Source organism: Cyclobacterium sp. 10D3-21 (assembly GCF_055809755.1).
This window is the reverse complement of record NZ_CM147924.1, coordinates 4,933,352-4,948,383: the sequence shown is the minus strand read 5'-3', so window position 1 is coordinate 4,948,383 and position 15,032 is coordinate 4,933,352. Positions and strand designations below refer to the sequence as shown.

The following is a 15,032-nucleotide window of genomic DNA, read 5'->3' as shown; positions in this document are numbered from 1 at the left end:
ATGAAAAAATTCATAGGCTTATTAAAACTGGAATTCAGGCATATTTTTTCCAATAGTGTCCTGATGGCCATCTTCTTTGGCGCTCCCATAGGCTATGGTATCTTATTCGGCTATGTGTACCAACAAGCAAAAGTCAAAGATTTGCCAATTGTAATTATTGATCAAGACCAAAGTCCAGCATCAGATAAAATAATTGATGCCTTTGAAGACAATGAGGGCTTATTCGTTTCTGATGTAAGAGCAATAGCGGGGGATATTAAAAATGAAATGCCTGTCAAACAATATGTTGCGGTAATTACCCTGCCTGCTGATTTTGAAAAAAATCTTTTGCAAAAAAAGCACCCGGAGGTACGTGTAGATTTGAATATGGCAAATATTTTAAATGCCAATACAGCAAGTAATCAAATCAATACTGTTTTGATGACAATCAATGCTGGAATTGAAATTGAAGGGCTTAAAAAGCAAGGACTCCATCCAGATCAGGCAAAAGCCTCTTATGAGAGTTTTAAAATAAATTTCAACAAGCTTTATAATTCTACTGGCAACTATGTAACGTTTATGCTGCCTGGATTGCTTGCTGCCATCATGCAACAAATCATCTTTTTAGCAATGGCCTTGGCTTTTTCCCGAGATTTTGAAGATGGCTATTTTGGCAAACTTGTAAAAGAAAGCAAATCTTCAATTTATCACATCCTGTTAAAGGCAACTCCATTCTTTTTGATGCTTCCTTTTATGTGGTTGATTATTAGTTTGTTGTTTTCTTTCTTTAATGTTGGTGTTGATATTTTAAATTTCCCGATGTTGGTTTTGACTACCTTGTTAACTTTTGCTTCAATGTTTATTGGCATGTTGTTTTCTATCGCTATTCCAAGTCAATTGAAAGCTACAGAGTTGTTGATGGTGATTTCTACACCGGCGTTTATTTTAAGTGGTTTTACCTGGCCTACTTCAGCTATTCCCGAGTTAATAACCAATGTTGCCCAGTTTATTCCCGTCACTCAATTTTTGAGTGGATTTAGAAAAGTTGCTTTTTATGGAGGAGATTTGTCTTCAATTGGACCTGAAATAAGGGTTTTGGTAGCCATAATTTTAGTGGCCTTAATCGCTATGGTCAAGCTACTTCAGTTTAAAATAAATCGGTTGGATAAAAAGCAAAATTAATAATCAATGAGGGTGCTAATCTTTGGATAAAAGAGCCTTCCAAGAGGAGATTTTGGCGTCTTTGTACTGTGTCACGGGCTACACCCGTGACTACAATCCTTTCACCCTTTCAGGGTTTTTTTGAATCTTAAAATAAAGTGGAGGTCATTAAAAATTAATCTTACAGGCAGCTCGATGAAACCTTTAGGTCTAGATTTTGTCAGTATTGTTGCACAGATAAGGCTACAATGCTGACAATATCAAACCTTTGCTAGCTATCTAACATCACTTTTTTCAAGGTTTTGAAACCAGTTTCAGTTAAACTTCACAGAAGTCATAGACAAGGAACCTCCCACAGGTTGGTCGTTAAACAGGCTTGTTTCATCCTTTTTATCTTTCAATGCCAAAGTATAGAGCAAAGGCAAGTAGTGTTCGGGGGTTGGGATGGCCAGGTCAAATGCTCTTCCTTGACTTCTAAAGTCTATTAAGCTTTGAAAATCCCCTTCCACAATCCAATTCTTCATTTTCTCATTGGCTTCTATGGCCCAGTCAAATGCATATGGTTCTCCCTGTAGTTTGTCCCAAGCCACCTTCCCCAGGTTGTGCACCATATTGCCACTGCCAATGATTAAAATACCTTTTTGACGTAACTGAGACAATTGCTGCGCCAGTTCAAAGTGGTATTTCGCAGGCTTGGTATAATCCAGGCTCATTTGAATGATGGGTACATCTGCATTGGGGTAAAGGTGTTTGACTACGCTCCAGGCCCCATGATCAAGCCCCCAGCTCTCATCCAGTCCAATATTCGCATTGGTGATTAAATCCTTTGTTTCCTGGGCCAGGGAAGGGCTTCCGGGTGCAGGGTATTGCACATCAAAAAGCGCCTGCGGAAAACCACCAAAATCATGAATGGTTCTTGGGTTCTCCATAGCGGTCACATAGGTGCCTTTGGTTTCCCAATGGGCAGATATACATAAGATAGCTCTTGGTTTTTGAAGTTCTTCTCCTACTTTTTTAAAACCTTTTACAAATTCATTCTCTTCAATGCCGTTCATCGGGCTGCCATGACCAAGAAAAAGAACAGGCATTTTTTTGGTATTAGAAAAGGAACCGGAGAGTTTGTTTAAAGCACTAATGTCCATTGAATAATTGATTTGGTGATGGCTTGTAAATAGGATTTGTAGGCAAGGTATTGCGGTGATAAGGGCTTAGTTTACGTAGTAATCCTTTTATTCCTTTGTAAAGGGTTACTTCTTTTTTGCAATAGGTAGAATATAGGGAAGAAAATGAATGCCCCAAGATAATGTCCTTAAAGGCCAGATTTTGTCTGCATCTCTCAAGCCTGAACCATATACAATAGCAATGGCTTCGAATTAGGGTTCCATGGGCACCTGAAAGGTTTCAACTACAATAATCTCAGGTGAAAACCCGTGGAAATTATTTATACGCTACGATTTTGTCAGCATTGGTGCAGAAATGAAGCAACAATGCTGACAAAATCACATGCGAATGCGTTTTATGTAGATTGAATTACCGTTAGGAGGCTTTGTTGTCTGAGTATTATTTCTGTTACTATAGTAGAAAATCATCCATTTCCTATGATCTTCGTTTTTCTATAGATTTGACTTTTAAATGACTTCAGGGGTGAACGGCCTTTCTTTTATGTCGTCATAAAACTTAGCTGTAGTCACATTGATAAAGGGAATAAGCCATAAAAAACCTATACCAAGGGTAAGGATACACAGCAAGCCCATGCCAAAAAAAAGCAAGTACATTAGAAAAAATTTCCATTTATAGCCATACATCATTTTTTTACTCTTGTCAATGGCATCTAGTGGGCCAATGGTCGGGTCATCAGCGATAATATAGAAAGTCATGGCATAGGATATGCCAGCTATAATTCCTGGAATTATCAGCAAAAGCATCCATAATAAGACAAATATTATAATCAGTAAATAAGCGCCTAAAGCTGTTACGAAATTATTGAAGCCATCAAATATTTGCTCCAACCTAGCATTTTGATCTCTGGAGATGCTCAAAGAAAATAGTGTAATTCCTAATGCCATAGGACCGGTAATTAATAAAGTACCTAGGGCTATCATGGGATAATAATCTGCCATCCCTTGTAAAATACCCATAATAATAAAATACACAAGAAAAGTACCGATTGCCAGACCCCAATTACCTTTTAGGGATTCACGCGCCATTTTCATTAATTCTAAATTCTCAGTTCCCATGTTTTTTATTGTTCTAGTTATCTTGTCCGTTTGGAGGATTGATTAAGTTTTTTTTCTACTTCTGGCACTGTTGTTATTCGATATTGGTTTCTAATATGCGAACACCTTGAAGCTTGAATATAGGTTAAAAATTAGACTCCTCCAATAGTTTGGACCGCTAATCCAAGCCTATAAAAAATATTTAAATACCTGATTATTTGACTAGTGGGAAGGAAGAAATGTCATAGACTAATTTAAATTTAGTCAGCCATGTATAGGAATTTTAGTCTTTAATCATTAGTTAATATCATCCTAAAATAGGATGGAATAACGACACTAGGCCAATATTTCAGAAGAAGAATAGTGATAGCATTGCTTATTTTTAAGTTCTCATTCATTAACAAGAATGCTTGCACCTGCTTGATGCAAAGGCAAAACAGGTGCAAGCCATGGAAAGGTAAAAGGTTTATTCCCACATCCCATGCTGACTTTTGAATAGTGAAGGCAGTTAATCGATTTTATTGGGATTATAGGAAGGAGGGGTATTGAAATTCTCTCAACCCATTTCCTGTATTCCAGGTTTGCTCTTTTTAACTGTTTTCATAAGACTGTAATTACAAACTCCGTTTCCTTCATGCTTTATTTTATTTTCTGAGAGTAGGACTACTATTATTTTTCTGGTTTCTTCCTCGTCAAGGCCAATTTTCTCCCCAAGGTCAATTTCATTTATTCGACCTTTGTTCTCTATTAATGCTTCGAAGTAGTGTGCTTTATTTTTCATAAGGTGATTTTTTTTTAATTGCGATCATCATGTGTGGACTAAAAGGCAATAGATTACAGTCATTTTCAGTAATCTGAATAAGTTCTAACAAGGTTTTTCTTCGTTCCCTATTTTCCATGTTGGCAAAATAATTTTTGTCTAACCATGCCATACCCTCCACTGCATAAGTATTGAGATGTATGAATTTCTGGCTTAGGAATTCCTCTTTGAGTTGCATGGGATTGTGATAATAAGCTTCAGCCAATAGCCATGGAAAATCACAGGGTGGGTTGTGTATTCCTGAAGTTAATTCCTCTTTACACATTTCGAAAAATGAGTTTTTGTGAATTAAACCATTCAGTAGGCCTACTAAAGTTGAAGCCGTATAGTTGATCGCAAAACCCAAAACAATACCGTTGTTTTTTAAAACCCGTTTTGCTTCACGGATCGTTAGTTCCCTGTCTTCCTTTTTTTGAAGATGGTAAAGTGGGCCGTGGAGAATGATCAGGTCAGCGAAATTATTCGGGAATTCCAATTTCCGAGACTCTCCTCTGTGAACATGAAATTTATTATTCGGTGTATTGGCTCTTTTTAAGGCGATTTTAATATGCTTGTCAACTGGTTCAACCATATGGACTTTATGCCCTTTTTGGGCAAGCCATTCCGAATACTTTCCAGTACCGCCACCTATGTCTAGGATACAGGATGAGGAGGAGGGCAAGTATTTATTTATAAGTGATTTTATTCTTTCAAATTCAAATAGGCCCATGCCTTTGTCCAATCGGGTTTCTTCAGAAGCTTTGGTGTAGAAATGGTTGATGTTGTTATTGATTAACTGTTTACTTTTCATTTTAAACATTATTGTGCCACACATATTTAAATGATGCGGCAATTGATTGATAAATCAATTGATCTTGGTTAAATAATTAAAAAGGGTGTGATTATCTGTTCATAGGAGATCAGGCGATTCCCATGGTGCAATTGCTCGTTAAACGAGTTGTCCTTTTAAATAGGACACAGATAATATGTTGATTTCAGTAAAACAGATGATAAAGGTAGTGGATTAGATTCAACTTTTCCTGATTTTGTAGGATTTTTTAAGATTGTGCTACATTCTGATTTAGGTTTAGAAGGTAGATATGTTTAAGCCAGATTTTGCCTCTTAGCTGTATTTAGACCGATGAATTAAAATCTAATCAGCCTTAAAAGTCATTTCCCGAAACTCCGCCTTGATAACGGGGGTAGGGGGATTTATACGGTTACTTTGTTCTAATTCAGTATTTTATCTTTTTTTTAAGAAGTCAGATCTGCTAACCGGACCCTGAGCGGAGCCGAAGGGGTAGGCATTACGTATGCGTTACCCTAAGGCTTCGACTCCGCTCAGCCGCCGGGCTTGCAGTTTTTGATTAAAATTTTCAATGGGTCTAGAGGTTAGGTAAATACCATCCCTGCCCCCTTGAAGGGGGATTTTGATGCATTTGGATTTAGTGGATATGTTCTACCTGCTAGCTTTATCAGCCCGATGAATTGTAGCAAATAAGCCATAAAATAACAATTTCCGCAATTCCCTCTTAACAAGTAAGCAGTGCTTGTCCCTACCAGAATCGGGAGGGATTCCTACCTGCCTAATAATTCACTAATTTTTAATTTATGGCTATTTAACTTTGTTTTTAGTTTTATTATTATTATTATGAATAATTACAATATTTATAAAAAAAAATTGAAAAGAATAGTATTCATACTGACAATGTTTGTTTGCTCCTGCTCAGAAAAAGTTGAATCAGATCAAGAGCTTATAACAATTGAGATTGATCTGGATCAATCGATTCAAGGGAAATTATCCGAACAATTTGAAAATCCCGAATATATTATCTTGGATTACCCAGACAATAACCCTGTAATTAACCTTTATAATGTCATTTTTAGAGATAGTTTGATTTTTATTAGAGACAATAGATCCCATAATTTATTTGTTTTTGATGGAAAAGGAAAAGTTGTCAATACGATTAATGCCAATGGTATGGGGCCGGGAGAGTATATCCAAATGGATGACTTTCAAGTTACTGACGATCGGATTTTTATTCAAGACACTTATTTACAAAAACAACTTGAATTTGATAGAAATGGGAAATTTATTAAAGAAATAAAAAACAGATACCAAAACACCAACTTTTATGTTGGAGATGATTATTCCATTTATTTTTTATCGTATAAAACTGATTTTCAAGGGAATAATTTTATTAGAAGAGATAATTCAAATGATAAAGAAGAATTTTTTTATAAGATAGATCAACCCTTAGAAGATATTGTGAGGGTTGATAACCTAAATGGAATTAAAGAAATGGAATCAAAAGATTTTCTTTATTTTTCAATGCCTCACGCTACAAGGGTCGTGTTTATAGATAAATTTTCTGGATTTTTAAAGAACACCTATTTTTTTGATTTCGGAAAATACAATGTAGCTGATGAAAAAAGAGGATTTGAAAAAAGGGAAGAATTAAAATATTTAGTCAGAGACAGAAAATTGGTTAGTAGGATTGATTTAATTCATTCGTATTTGGATAAGTATGTGTTATTTGTGAGGCAAGGGCTTGATCAAAGGCATTATATTTTTATGGATAATGAATTTAATATTATTAATCAATGGAAAAACCTTGAAAATGATATAGATGGAATGCCATACGTTTTTCCTTGGACCGGAACAGATGATCATTTGATCTTTAGATTTCATTCATCCAATTTCTTTAATAAATATGTGGAGTTGTATGGAAGTAAGAAAGTTAAAATTATGAAAGGTAATATTCATGAATTTTTTCAAATGAATAAACAAAGATTAAAAGAGGATACATGGGTTTTGGTTAAATTAAAGATCAAATGAGCTTTTTGAAATCTTGTATATTATTAAGTCCCCTTAATTGTAAAAATCCCCCTTGCCCCTTTTGAAGGGGGATTTTGATACGTTTGGATTTAGCGGATGCGGTCTACCTACTAGCTTTATCAGCCTGATGAAATAATTCCCAATCAGTCATAAAATACCCATTTCCGCAAATCCCCCTTTGGAAAAAACGGGATTTTGGTATTTCCCCAATTGACGATTGCGTTACTGACTTTAAATTTACTTCTCCATTACATTCACACTATCCGCCGGGCTGAGGTGAACTACTTCTTCCAGAAACTTTATGCTTTCCTGCAGCACCTTTTCGTAACTATCCGTTTTTAAGCTTGAAGCAATGACATGGTCACCGGCCTCAGGGAAAGCCACTTTCCTTTTCTTGTTTTCAGAGGTACTTACACTGGCATACATGTCCAGCATGGCTGGGACGGATACCACATTGTCCTGCTCCTCCTCATTCTTGTAATAATAGGCCAGAAATAGTGGTTGATGGATCTTTTCATAGGTTTCCTTGTTCATCTTACTTTTTAGCAGCACAGCCAGGCTTGTGTAGGCATTGATATGCAGCTTTCTTGCCCAATACTTTCCTTCTTCGGCATCTCTTTCTACCACCTGCACGCCATCTTCATTGGTCATGGTCATCTTCATTAACTGCTTCATCCAGGGCTGAAACAAGGGATCCAGCCGATCTTCATAGATCGCGATGCATGGAGAGTACAATACCAGAGAATGAATTTCAGGCCTTTCCTCTGCCAGGATCAATGACAAAGCGCCACCCATAGATGTTCCTACCACGATCACGCTATCGCCCAATTGCCTGCTGATCATATAGGCCCTTCTTGCTCCTTCCACCAGGCTTTTGGCATCCAGGTGTTCAAAAGCATTTGGTCGCTCTATGCCGTGCTCCGGTAGTCTGGCCAAGTAGAGGTTGGCGCCAAAATGTTTGGCCAATTGCTGGTGTACAGGGTCGCCTTCCATCTGGCTGGCGCCAAAACCGTGCACGTAGAGAATACTGAAAGGCGTTTTTCCCTTTTTTTCAGGATCAGCCCAGACTATCCTGGCTTCATTATTAGGTTTCAGGCCTTGAACAGTGTCTTCACCCTGCTGTATATAAGCTTCCAGTTCATTGAGATTTGATGGCACTTCAGGATAAGTACCTGATAGGTCCTGAATGCTTTCTTTTGGTCCGAGCATATAAAAGATGACAATAAAAATGGCTGAACCCATCAGCCAGGGAAGGATTCTTTTCATGATTTTATTTTTTGATGTCTTCGTAAGAGGCTACTACACCTCGTACCATGGCAGAACTGAAGCCATGGTGCTCCATTTCATTTAAGCCCTTGATGGTAGAGCCTTTTGGCGTCGTTACCTTATCTATGGCCGCTTCAGGGTGAATCCCTTTCTGAATAATCAACTCAGCAGCACCTTTTACCGTCTGCGTCACAATTTTATTGGCTGTTTTGGCATCAAATCCTATTTGGATTCCTCCCTGCGCCATGGCACGCATAAAGCGCAAGACAAAAGCAGTGCCGCAAGCTCCCAACACAGTGGCAGCTTCCATCAGGTGTTCCTCTATGGTAATGCTAATGCCTACACTGTTAAAGATGTTTACTATGGCATCTTCTGTTTTTTGGTTAAAGCCATCCCCACAAATGCAGGTAATGGATTCTTTAATATCTGCTGCAATATTGGGCATTACCCTGAAAACAGTAGTGCCTGGTTCAAGTTCCGCTTTGATGGCCTGAAGTGTCACCCCTGCAGCAAGAGAGGCGATTACCTGCTTGTCTTTCTTTAAAAAAGGTCTTATTTCCTGCAGTACAGGTTGAATATTATAAGGTTTTAGCCCTAAGATTACGAAGTCGGCATCTTTTACGGCCTCCTTATTGTCTGCCAATACGGTGACTCCCTGTGATTCCAGATAAAACAAACTTTCTGGATGCCTTTTGGTGACGATTAGTCTTTTTCCATCAAAGCCTTCGGTGCTTAATAAGCCATTGGCTATAGATAGGCCGAGGTTTCCACAACCAATAATGGCTATTTTTGTATTATTGTCCATTTATATAATCCTTATTTAAAATCAAGCCCTAAATTTACTCATAATTTATGAGATTTCGGGAGTGCCAATTTATTCTAGAGGCTGGATTTGTTGTATGTAAATGTAAAAGTTTGGGTCTACTTCAATTGCAGATTTAGCTTTTAATTTTTCGGTGCTTTTCCATCCATTTTCCGGATCAATCCAATGACTAATTTCATTTTGATTGACTTTCAAGGGCATGGCAAAATCCGCAACGATATTTTCCCATCGGTAATACAATTTGTTATCCTTCCAGTAATATTGAAAAAGCGGGACGTTCGCCGTACGAAGGTATTGGTTGAAAAAAGCCTGAAGGTTCAAACCGCTTTCCTCAGCCAGAAAGTTTTCAATTTCAACAGTGGTTACCGTCTGATGGTAAAAAACCTTGTTTATTTTTCTCAAAATGCCTCTCCATTTTTCATCATCGTCAATCCACTGCCGTAGGGTATGGAGGATATTGGCACCTTTGAAATACATGTCCCCGGAACCCCGTTGATTTACTTCATAATCCCCAATAATTGGCCCATCATTTTTAATAATTCTCCGTGCGCCTTGAAGGTATTGATTTCCGGCAATGACCCCGTAATGATAATCTATAAAAAGACTTTCTGAATAAGTGGTGAAACTTTCATGAATCCACATGTCAGCAATGTCTTTATAGGTAATGTTGTTGGCAAACCATTCATGACCCGCTTCATGAATGATGATATAATCAAAGGTCAGTCCCCAGCCTGTTTCACTAAAATCCTTGCCCTTGTACCCATTGGAATAGCCATTGCCATACGTGACCGCCGACTGGTGTTCCATGCCAAGATAAGGGACTTCGATTAGCTTAAAACCATCCTCATAAAAAGGGTAGGGGCCAAACCAATGTTCAAAAGCCCGCATCAGTCGGGGCGCATCTCTAAATTGCACCTTGGCTTTTTCGAGGTTTTCCTTGAGTACATAATAGTCCATGGTCAATGGTCCTTTTTCACCTAAGTACTTTTCTGAAAAATGCGCATAATCTGCTATGCTTAGGTTTACCCCATAATTGGCGATAGGATTGCTCACAAACCAGTGGTAAGTGCTTTTCTTGTCTTTGTGTTTTTCTATTTCACGAAGCCTGCCATTGGATACGTTCATAAGCGGATCAGGAACTTTTACGCTGATCAGCATACTGTCAGGTTCATCGTACATATGGTCCTTACATGGCCACCAGAGGCTTGCCCCATCACCTTGGTTGGAATTGGCAATAAAAGGTTTTCCTTTTTGGTCTTTTTCCCAAGTTAAGCCTCCTGTCCAGGGAGGGTTAGGGCTTACCTTGGGAGTGCCCCCATAGGTTATTTCCAAAAAGTGAAAATCGCCTGCTTTTTGATGCGTTTCAATGGTAACAAAATAGGCATTTCCTTCTTTTTTAAAACCCAGCTCTTTGCCATTTTGGAAAAACCCCTGAATTTTCATTGGCTGCTGCAAGTCAATTTGCATGACCTTCCCAGGCTTCAATACTTTATAGTAAATGGTATTGCTTCCTTCAATGGACTTTTGCTTGGGTTTGACCTCGATGTCGAGGTGATAATAAACCAGGTCCCACCATTCCCTTTCCGGAGTAATACTTCCACGCAAACTATCCTGCCTGCTATAAGTTCGGTCCGTGTTTTGGGACATTCCGGAGGGAATGATTAGCAAGACCAACAAAAGAAAGGAAATGCTAAAGGTTATTTTTTGTACTGTTACTTTCATTAACAATTTAAGGGTTTATTCGTAGCGGTCATTGATATCCAGCTCGGTTAACTCAATCATCAACTCTGCTATTTTTTGACTGGTATCTTTTAGGAAGCGTTCCCCTTTTTCAGCTGTAGAAGCTTTAGGGTTTCCGATTCCGGTATCTTCGGTGACCATGGACCATTTTCTTTCAGCCCAAGCCCAACCTTCGCGAATGGCTTTCACCTTGGATTTCTTGTCATTTCCGTCTCCAGCTTCTTCCAGAGGTAAAACCAAATGACTGTGCAGGTGCATAATAAGGCTGGTTTCCATTTCGTCAGCATGGTCTCCCATATGCTCAAAATATTGAGGCTTGTCCATGGCTTGAAACCAATTGCAGGTGCTGAAAAACATGTCAGGGAATAGCAAACCTATTTCTCTCAGCATGGTTTTAAAATCATTTCCACCATGACTGTTTAAAATTAGCAGTTTAGGAATTCCTTGTCGGTGTAAAACCGTTATTAGGTCTTTCAAAATGGCCAATTGGGTGCTGGGGTTTAGGTTCATATCCAGGTAGATATCTGATTGACCTGTGTTCACGCCAAAAGGTATGGTAGGAAGTATCATCACTTTGGCACCCGCTTCCCATGCTATTTTGCCGGCAGCAGCTCCAAAAGCATCTGCTTCATAGACATCTGTACCATAGGGCAAGTGATAATTATGGGCTTCAGTGGCCCCCCAAGGCAATACAGCCAATTCAATTTTCTCTTCCTTTAGTGCTTTCCAGTTGGTTTCGGCTAAGATATATGGTCTCATTGATAAAAGGTTTTGTAATGCGAAATTTCTCTAAAAATGTAAATAAACCATAAATTTTTAGAATTCCCATCCATAAAATTCCTTACTTCCCTTTATATTGCGAGAATAAAATGCAACGCTGACAATAAACAATAGAATAAAATAAACCATCTTATCATGTCACAATCAAAAAATAATAGAAGAGACTTTGTCAAAAAAAGTATCTTAGGAACTGTTGGAGGGGTAGTTTTAGCTGGATCCAACCTGAAAGCTGAAACCTTACCTTTTGCCAAACCAGCAGACCTCAAATTGGCGTTTGCTGGCTATACTTTTGTTCATTTCAAGCTAGATGAAGCCTTGGAAATGATTCAAAAAGTAGATGTGAATTACCTTTGCATTAAGGATTTTCATTTACCTATGGACAGTACAGATGCGGAAATAACTGCTTTTCACAAACGTCTGGGGGAAGCAAATATTAAGGGGTATGCAGTTGGCCCTATCTATTCTAAGACGCAGGATGCTATAGACAAAGCCTTTGAATATGCCAAAAGAGTAGGTGTAGATATGGTCGTAGGTATTCCAAGAAAGGAAGATTTAGCCTATCTGGATTCCAAAGTAAAAGAATATGATATCAGGTTTGCCATTCACAACCATGGTCCTGAAGACAAATTATATCCAAACGCTACAGTAATAATGGACCTTATAGGGGACCTGGATGACCGTATTGGTCTGTGTTTTGATATTGGACACAGTATGCGTGATGGACATGATCCGGTAACCGACATAAAAAGGTACAAAAACCGAATTTTTGATTTGCACTTGAAAAATGTTTCTGCAGCCCAGGCAGATGGGAAAACGATTGAACTTGGAAGAGGCGTTATCGATATTCCTGCAGTTGTAAAAATGCTAGCTAAAACCAACTATTCTGGCTATTTAGGCCTGGAATATGAAAAAGACATGAAAGATCCAATGGCGGGAATCGCTGAATCGGTAGGTTATTACAGAGGCGTTGTTGATGGCTTAGGCTGATAATGTATTGCCATTAAAAAAATACGGGTAGCGCAACTACAATAGGGCTACTCGTATTTTTTTGCTATTTCTCTAAGTTTTTCTTCTATGGTTTCTTCACCAATCCACTGCCCTCTGCTCATTACTCCCAGTGGTTTTTTTAAGTTACTCAGATCATCCAAAGGATTTTCCTTTAGCAGAATCAAATCCGCCTCCATTCCTTCTTCTATTTCACCGAAGTTTCCATTAAAAAACAAGGCAGGGTTAATTGTTCCTGTTTGTAATATTTCTAATGGCCTCAAGCCAGCAGCCAACATTCCTTGCATTTCATGGTGGATGGAGAATCCTGGAACATTAAATACCTGGGGAGCATCAGACCCTAGAAGTAAACCCTGTCCATCCTCATGCAAGGCTTTGATCAATTGGTACCGTAATTGATTGAATTGCTTCCATTTTGCTTCATCGAAGTTGTCAGCTTTGGTCAGGTTGTTTTTACTGTTTACCCATTTTTCCCTGGTTTGAGGGCTCATGTATTGCATCTCTTCCTGATTAACCAATTCTTCAGCTGGAATTGGGGAGAACCAGCGCTCAAAAAGGGACTGCGTAGGGACGACCCATACCTTGTTTTCTTTGCTTAGGCTTACTAGTTCAGGAATTGTATTTGGGTCTGCCAAATCCGTGAAATTATAGCCAAAGAAACCATTCTCAGTAGGGTTAACACCTGCTTCTTCGGGAACAAGTCCTTCAATAAACCCATCGACATGATCTATGGTTTGGTAGGAATTGGTCAAAGCATGTCTGATCCTGACCAAATTGGAGACATGCCCAGCGAAGGGGATTCCATATTCATTGGAAGCTACTACAATGGTATCAAAAACATGTTTTCTGATACCTGGATGAAGCTTTAGAAAATCATAACCTGCTTCTGCATATTTTTTGACCTTTTCACGTGCTTCTTCCGGAGTAGGTACAGTATTCCCATTTAAAGAAGGGCTAGAGGTGAAAATTCTTGGAGACAGTATTTCCTGATTTTCTGCTTTCTCCCTTAGCGGCAAGTGCACTTCGTTACCCAACATTCCTCTTATGGTGGTGATCCCATTGGATAGGTATAAAAAGAGTGTTTCTTGGACCAAAGGGTCATTCCAGGTTTTATCTGGAATGTGGGCATGCATTTCTGCCAACCCGGGAATCAGGAAATTTCCTTCCCCTTCAATTACCCTGGCCTCAGCAAAATCCACTTCTTCCTCCAATGAAAGGATCTGCTCAATTTCTTTTCCCTTGACGATGACATGGGCAGGACTGATGCCTCCCGATCTGACATCCACAATATTTACCTTCTTAAAAACGATTTGGTCAGCCGTTAAAACCTGGGTTTCTTTTTTGTCAGCGCAACTGAAAATGGTTGCTATCAGTAATAGGTTAAGTAAATGACTTTTCATGACGTGCAATTGTTTCTTGTTAGTGGATATTTATCAGGTATTTTTTTATACCAATAATAAAATCTTTCCGATATGCTTGGAACTCTCTAGTAATCTGTGTGCCTCAGCAGCTTCAGACAATGGGAAAGCGGTATGTATTACGGGTTTGATTTTATCAGGAAATAAAGGCCAAATTTTAGCCATTAATTGGGTAGCGATATGTCCTTTATATTCCTTCGTTTGGGGTCTGAGGGTAGATCCTGTTAGTACCAGTTCCTTGGTCATTATTCGAAGTAAATCTACTTCTCCGATTTTATTCTTCATGGCATTGATCATGATTAACCGTCCTTTTCGGTTCAATAACCGAAGGTTTTTGAGGGTATACTCTCCGCCGACCATGTCTAGAATTATATCAACTCTTTTTTCTCCAAGTGCTTTTTTAACCTCCTCTTCAAAATCCTGTTGCTTGTAATTGATAGCAATGCTCGCACCCAATTCCAGACAGGTTTCACATTTTTCTGCGGAACCTGCTGTAGTTATTACTTGTCCATTCATGGCTGCGATCATTTGTATGGCGGCCACTCCTATGCCACTACTGCCCCCATGCACAAGGACGGTTTCATCCTTTTTAAATTTGCCAATTTCAAAGACATTGTTCCAAACCGTAAAAAAGGTTTCTGGAAGGGAGGCAGCTTCTTCGATACTTAGCCCCTCTGGGATAGTCAAACATTGTTCCTGCGGGGCACAGGCATATTCTGCATAACCACCCCCACCTATCAATGCACATATTTTATCCCCAATTTCCCAGGATTTTACATTTTCGCCAAACCCTGCCACCCATCCTGAAACTTCCAGGCCTGGAATATCCTTTGGAACACCTTCAGGGGCAGGGTAATATCCTTTTCGCTGTGCTATATCGGGTCTGTTAATTCCTGCTGCCCTTACTCTTATTAAAATTTCATCCTGTCCGATTTCTGGAATATCCTTTTCTGCAATTTTTAAAACCTCAGGTTCTCCAGGTTGTGTGATAATTATTGCTTTCATA

The 15,032-nt window shown here is 38.8% G+C and carries 13 protein-coding genes; 3 read left to right on the top strand and 10 right to left on the bottom strand.

What is annotated here, in order from left to right:
* A complete protein-coding gene (locus AC0L7T_RS19070; protein ID WP_473337590.1) occupies positions 1–1,161 on the top strand; it encodes an ABC transporter permease in 1,161 nt (386 codons plus the stop codon).
* A gap of 293 nt (positions 1,162–1,454) precedes the next feature.
* On the opposite strand, the gene ygiD is transcribed toward AC0L7T_RS19070, so the two are convergent.
* The 4 genes from ygiD to AC0L7T_RS19050 form a co-directional block, all read right to left on the bottom strand.
* A complete protein-coding gene (ygiD, locus tag AC0L7T_RS19065; protein ID WP_473337589.1) occupies positions 1,455–2,282 on the bottom strand; it encodes a 4,5-DOPA-extradiol-dioxygenase in 828 nt (275 codons plus the stop codon).
* A gap of 486 nt (positions 2,283–2,768) precedes the next feature.
* The gene (locus tag AC0L7T_RS19060; RefSeq protein WP_473337587.1) at positions 2,769–3,377 is read right to left on the bottom strand and encodes a DUF975 family protein; all 609 of its coding nucleotides are present in this window, start codon (positions 3,375–3,377) and stop codon (positions 2,769–2,771) included.
* 535 nt (positions 3,378–3,912) lie between these two features.
* Positions 3,913–4,137, bottom strand: coding sequence for a hypothetical protein (locus tag AC0L7T_RS19055; RefSeq protein WP_473337586.1), 225 nt, complete (start codon positions 4,135–4,137; stop codon positions 3,913–3,915).
* Positions 4,127–4,966, bottom strand: coding sequence for a class I SAM-dependent methyltransferase (locus tag AC0L7T_RS19050; RefSeq protein WP_473337584.1), 840 nt, complete (start codon positions 4,964–4,966; stop codon positions 4,127–4,129). The genes AC0L7T_RS19055 and AC0L7T_RS19050 overlap by 11 nt, the downstream gene beginning before the upstream one ends.
* Positions 4,967–5,806: 840 nt before the next feature.
* On the opposite strand from AC0L7T_RS19050, the gene AC0L7T_RS19045 reads away from it, so the two are divergent.
* On the top strand, positions 5,807–6,994 hold the full coding sequence (locus AC0L7T_RS19045; RefSeq protein ID WP_473337583.1) for a 6-bladed beta-propeller: 1,188 nt from the start codon (positions 5,807–5,809) through the stop codon (positions 6,992–6,994).
* Between the two features lie 237 nt (positions 6,995–7,231).
* Here AC0L7T_RS19045 and AC0L7T_RS19040 read toward each other — a convergent pair whose 3' ends face one another.
* From AC0L7T_RS19040 to AC0L7T_RS19025, 4 genes are all read right to left on the bottom strand, one after another.
* The gene (locus AC0L7T_RS19040) at positions 7,232–8,260 is read right to left on the bottom strand and encodes an alpha/beta hydrolase (protein ID WP_473337581.1); all 1,029 of its coding nucleotides are present in this window, start codon (positions 8,258–8,260) and stop codon (positions 7,232–7,234) included.
* A gap of 4 nt (positions 8,261–8,264) precedes the next feature.
* On the bottom strand, positions 8,265–9,065 hold the full coding sequence (gene proC / locus AC0L7T_RS19035; protein WP_473337580.1) for a pyrroline-5-carboxylate reductase: 801 nt from the start codon (positions 9,063–9,065) through the stop codon (positions 8,265–8,267).
* Positions 9,066–9,134: 69 nt separating this feature from the next.
* A complete protein-coding gene (locus AC0L7T_RS19030; RefSeq protein ID WP_473337579.1) occupies positions 9,135–10,805 on the bottom strand; it encodes a M1 family metallopeptidase in 1,671 nt (556 codons plus the stop codon).
* Positions 10,806–10,820: 15 nt separating this feature from the next.
* Positions 10,821–11,582, bottom strand: coding sequence for a creatininase family protein (locus AC0L7T_RS19025; protein ID WP_473337577.1), 762 nt, complete (start codon positions 11,580–11,582; stop codon positions 10,821–10,823).
* A gap of 156 nt (positions 11,583–11,738) precedes the next feature.
* Here AC0L7T_RS19025 and AC0L7T_RS19020 point away from each other — a divergent pair, with 156 nt between their 5' ends.
* Positions 11,739–12,590, top strand: coding sequence for a sugar phosphate isomerase/epimerase family protein (locus AC0L7T_RS19020; RefSeq protein ID WP_473337576.1), 852 nt, complete (start codon positions 11,739–11,741; stop codon positions 12,588–12,590).
* 47 nt (positions 12,591–12,637) lie between these two features.
* Here the strand turns inward: AC0L7T_RS19020 and AC0L7T_RS19015 are convergent, their stop codons facing one another.
* Positions 12,638–14,008, bottom strand: a complete 1,371-nt coding sequence (locus AC0L7T_RS19015; protein WP_473337574.1) for an amidohydrolase family protein — start codon at positions 14,006–14,008, stop codon at positions 12,638–12,640.
* Between the two features lie 45 nt (positions 14,009–14,053).
* On the bottom strand, positions 14,054–15,031 hold the full coding sequence (locus tag AC0L7T_RS19010) for an NAD(P)H-quinone oxidoreductase (protein ID WP_473337572.1): 978 nt from the start codon (positions 15,029–15,031) through the stop codon (positions 14,054–14,056).
* Position 15,032: the final 1 nt, after the last annotated feature.